3 protein-coding genes are annotated in these 4007 nt (G+C 66.1%); all 3 read left to right on the top strand.

Annotated features, from left to right (window positions below):
• The coding region (locus AC08OO_RS22545; protein ID WP_476619049.1) for a DoxX family protein at positions 1-519 on the top strand (519 nt) is incomplete at its 5' end.
• A gap of 219 nt (positions 520-738) precedes the next feature.
• Positions 739-3156, top strand: a complete 2418-nt coding sequence (locus AC08OO_RS22540) for a UvrD-helicase domain-containing protein (protein ID WP_476619048.1) — start codon at positions 739-741, stop codon at positions 3154-3156.
• A gap of 475 nt (positions 3157-3631) precedes the next feature.
• Entirely contained in the window at positions 3632-3934 is a 303-nt protein-coding gene (locus AC08OO_RS22535) for a DUF6342 family protein (protein ID WP_023839993.1), read from the top strand.
• Positions 3935-4007: the final 73 nt, after the last annotated feature.

The raw sequence follows: 4007 nt of genomic DNA, 5'->3' as shown, positions 1-4007 counted from the left end.
CACCCGGGCCCGTCCCGCACGGCCGTGTCCCGCACGGCCGTGTCCGCAGCCGACCTCGGGCTGCTGCTGCTCCGGATGACCTTCGGTCTACTGCTCGCCGGGCACGGCGCGCAGAAGCTCTTCGGCCTGTTCGGCGGCCACGGCCTCACCACGACCGGCAAGGGATTCGCCCAGCTGGGTTACCATCCCGGCACCTTCTTCGCCGGGCTGGCCGGCGCGTCCGAGTTCCTCGGCGGCCTCGGCCTGGCGGTGGACCTGCTGACTCCGTTGGCGGCCGCGGCCGTGATCGGCGTGATGATCAACGTAATGATCGTTACCACACCGAACGGACTGTGGGAAACCGACGGCGGCATGGAGTACCCGCTGTGCGTCGCGGTGGTCGCGATCACGGTGGCTGCGGTCGGTGCCGGACGGCTGGCGCTCGACCGCCTCTTCCGGCGGCGCGACGGCGGGCTGCCCGAGGCGGCCTTCGCCCTCGGCCTCGGCGGCATCAGCGCCGCCATCGTGCTGGCGGTCTAGACCGAACTTACGTGATCGTTCTCTGCCGAAAGTGGCCGTGGCCAGGGTGTTCGAAGAGTTCGAGTCGGCACGCTCGAACCAGCGTTCGAAAGTGGACTTACCTTTACAAGAACAACCGCTCTTCCCTAGGGCCTGCAGACCACCGTTGCCCGTAAACGTAGCCAAACGATGGCTCATTACCGTACTCTTACCTGTGACATAAGGTGAGGGAGTAGTGACGTGCTTTTGGATGGACCGGCAGCGCGCATCCCCGCCACCGCTGCGTCGACCGCCGGCACGTCGACCGCCTCGTCGACGCGAGACGCCGACCCGCTGCCAGAACCGTCGGCCCTCGGTCAAGCCGTCCTGCTCGGGATGGAGATCGACGGAGTCCAGCGACAGATCCAGCACCTGACCGACGTGCTGAAGCAGTTACGCCGCCACCGCCAGCACTGGGAAGCCGGTGGCCGGGCCGAGCAGAGTGTGGTCCGAGTGCTGGTCGGTATGGACGACGCAGGGTGGCACGTGCTGCCGGACCGACGGTGGCCAGGCACCCGCCGGGCCAACATCGACGTGATCGTGGTGGGGCCTGGCGGAGTCTTCGTGGTAGACGTGAAGAACTGGCGAGAGATCACCGTCGAACGCGGCCGGTTATGGCGTGGCGACGCCGACGCGGACGACGATGTCCGCAAACTTCTGGATCAGACCGTAGCGGTGGAGGAGGTGCTGGTAGAGGCAGGTCTGCCACCGACCGAGGTGGTCCCGCTGCTGGTTCTGGCCAGGCGGAAAAACGTCCGGGCACAACTCGACCGGGTGACGGTGCTCGGCGAGCAGGACCTAACCCGCGACTTGGCGCGTCGTGGCGCACGCCTGGCACCGGACCTCGTTGAACAACTACTGGACCGTCTGGCACGCGGTTGCCCGCCGATGCCCCGCGCCACCGCCGCCACCGCCGTCACCGCCACCGCCACCGCCGTCACGGTCGCCAAGGCGCCGACCTCACGGTCTGTCCGCCGTCCGGTCGCGCGCCGGGCAGGTCCCTCTTCGAACGGTACGGCCGCGACCGAAAGCCCAGCCGCTATCGAGCGGCCCACTCAGGCCTACTGTCCAGCTCCGGCCGGGCGTCCGACTTCTTCCGAGCCGCTGTCGCCGCCCGAGCAATCGGTTCCACCAGATCAGGATGCGCTGCTGAGCCGCGAGGAGCTGTGGCAAGAACTTCTCGACGCCGCCGCCCGAGAGCCGATCGAGACGTGGATGACCTGGCTGCACCCGACGCAGGCCCGCCTGGCCGGCCGGCAGTGGTCCGGTCCGGCCCGCGTCCGCGGCGCGGCCGGTACCGGCAAGACGGTCGTCGCGTTGCACCGCGCCAAGTATCTGGCCGCCCGCGGGGAACGGGTGTTGTTCACCTCGCTGGTGCGCACGCTGGGGCCGGTCTACCGCGCACTGCTGACCCGGATGGCCCCCGAGCACGTCGACCGGATCGAGTTCGCCACCGTCCACGCCGTCGCCACACGTTGTCTTCGCGAACACGGCTTGGCAGACCGGCACCAGCAGGAAGCCGCCGACACCTGTTTCTGGCGCGCCTGGGGGCAGGTCGGGCAGTTCTCGGTTCTGCCCGGGCTCGGCCTGGCTCCCGGGTACTGGAAGGACGAGATCGCGACAGTCGTCAAGGGCCGAGGCCTGACCGACTTCGAGCAGTACGCCAAGCTGGCACGCGTCGGGCGCAGCACTCCCTTGCAACCGACCCACCGGCGTGCGGTGTGGGAGCTGTACGAACGGTACGAGCAGCTCCGGACAGAGCGCGGCGTCCTCGATCGCGACGACGTGCTGCTCCTGGCTCGCGACCTGGTGCGCGAGAGTTCCGACACCCGGTACGACGCGGTGATCGTTGACGAGGTACAGGACCTTACGTGCGTCGGTCTGCAACTGCTGCATGCCTTCGTCGGCGACAAGCCGGACGGCCTGCTCGTGGTCGGCGATGGCCAGCAGTCCATCTATCCCGGCGGTTTCACCCTCGCCGAGGCCGGCGTCGCCGTCGTCGGACGCTCCACCGTGCTCGGGAAAAACTACCGTAATCGCGAGAAGATCCTGCGCTACGCCCAGGCGGTAGTCGCCGACGACAGCTTCGACGACCTCGACGGCGTCCAGGAACGCGGGCGACGCGAGGTCGACGTCGACCGGCCGGGAGGCGAGATCCGCGAGGTCACGGTGTCGGGCACCGTGGCGCAGGATGCGGCGCTCTGCGAGCACCTCGTGGAGTTCCATGACAATCGGAACGTCCGTTACGGCGATATGGCGGTGCTCGTGCCGACGAACGCCGCGGCTGCACGGTGGCTGCGCGTCCTCACCGAGCGGGGCATTCCAGCGGTTTCCCTCAAGGAGTATGACGGAACCAGCTGTGAGGCGGTCAAGGTCGGGACGTACCACCGGGTCAAGAGTCTCGACTTCGCCCATGTCTGTATTCCCGACCGCAACCTCTTCCCGAAGCCGCGGCGGCCGTCCGAGTCGGCCGACGCGTTTCGCGAGCGTACCCAGTTGGAACGCCGACAGATGTACGTGGCCATCACGAGGGCACGAGACAGCGTGTGGGCCGGTATTCGCGAGGTACCCGACTCGAACCACTCGATCCCCGCCGAGATCGGGCACAGCTCCAGGTAGGAAATCTGGTTCGACTCCACCCAAAAGCGGACAGTGGTTAACTGGTTTGATACATTTAGGTAATATCCGTGCGCCACCGCCTCCGGAATGTGACGCTACGTACGCGAGGTACGCGAGGTACGCTTCCATCACTAGCTCTGGGGGGGAGAGGTGTTGTGGCCCTCATGCCTGTGACTCGGATGGTTGAACGGCCCCATCCGGAACAGGGAATACGGAGATCAAGGAAGCGATCGTTCCTGTCTATTGAGACTTCCACGCACCCGTTTACTGGTCCGATCGGGTAGAAAAATTGGCCAGGAGCGCAGCCGGAAGTCGAGAAAATTCCGGCCGGAACGTGCGGTGTTCTCTCCGGGCCGGCGCACGCAGAGATGCCTCCTGCTAACTCCTGTTTGCCGATGGCCGGGTTTTTCTCGAAACCATACAAACCTACTCCAGCCAGGAGAGGTTTCCCACGCAAGCCAGAATGGAGCAGACCATGGCGGAAATTGATCTCGGATTGGCCACGGACTGGGATGAGGGCGACACCCACGGCCGAATCAGGTTGAGGCAGAACCAGAAGTACCCGAACTCGCCCAAGAAGGATGTGCTCATCAGCTCACCGGTGAGCATCGAACTCTCGGTCAACACAAACTACTCCACCTCCCAGGAAGCCGACAAGATCTTCTTCACGACCCACCACGGCAACCAGAAAAAGATCATCGCAGTACTGGACTCCAACGGAGACCTCTACATCGCTGGCCGCGTGATCGAAGGGCAGTCGAACCTGTCCTACGAGTAGCCCGACGGCTCGGGGTGGGCCGGCACCACCGCGCCCACCCCGGCACGGACGTCGCAGCCATGCTCGCCCCGCT

The sequence above is a fragment of the Frankia sp. CeCAU1 genome (assembly GCF_977971845.1).
This window is presented reverse-complemented; position numbering and strand designations above follow the sequence as displayed.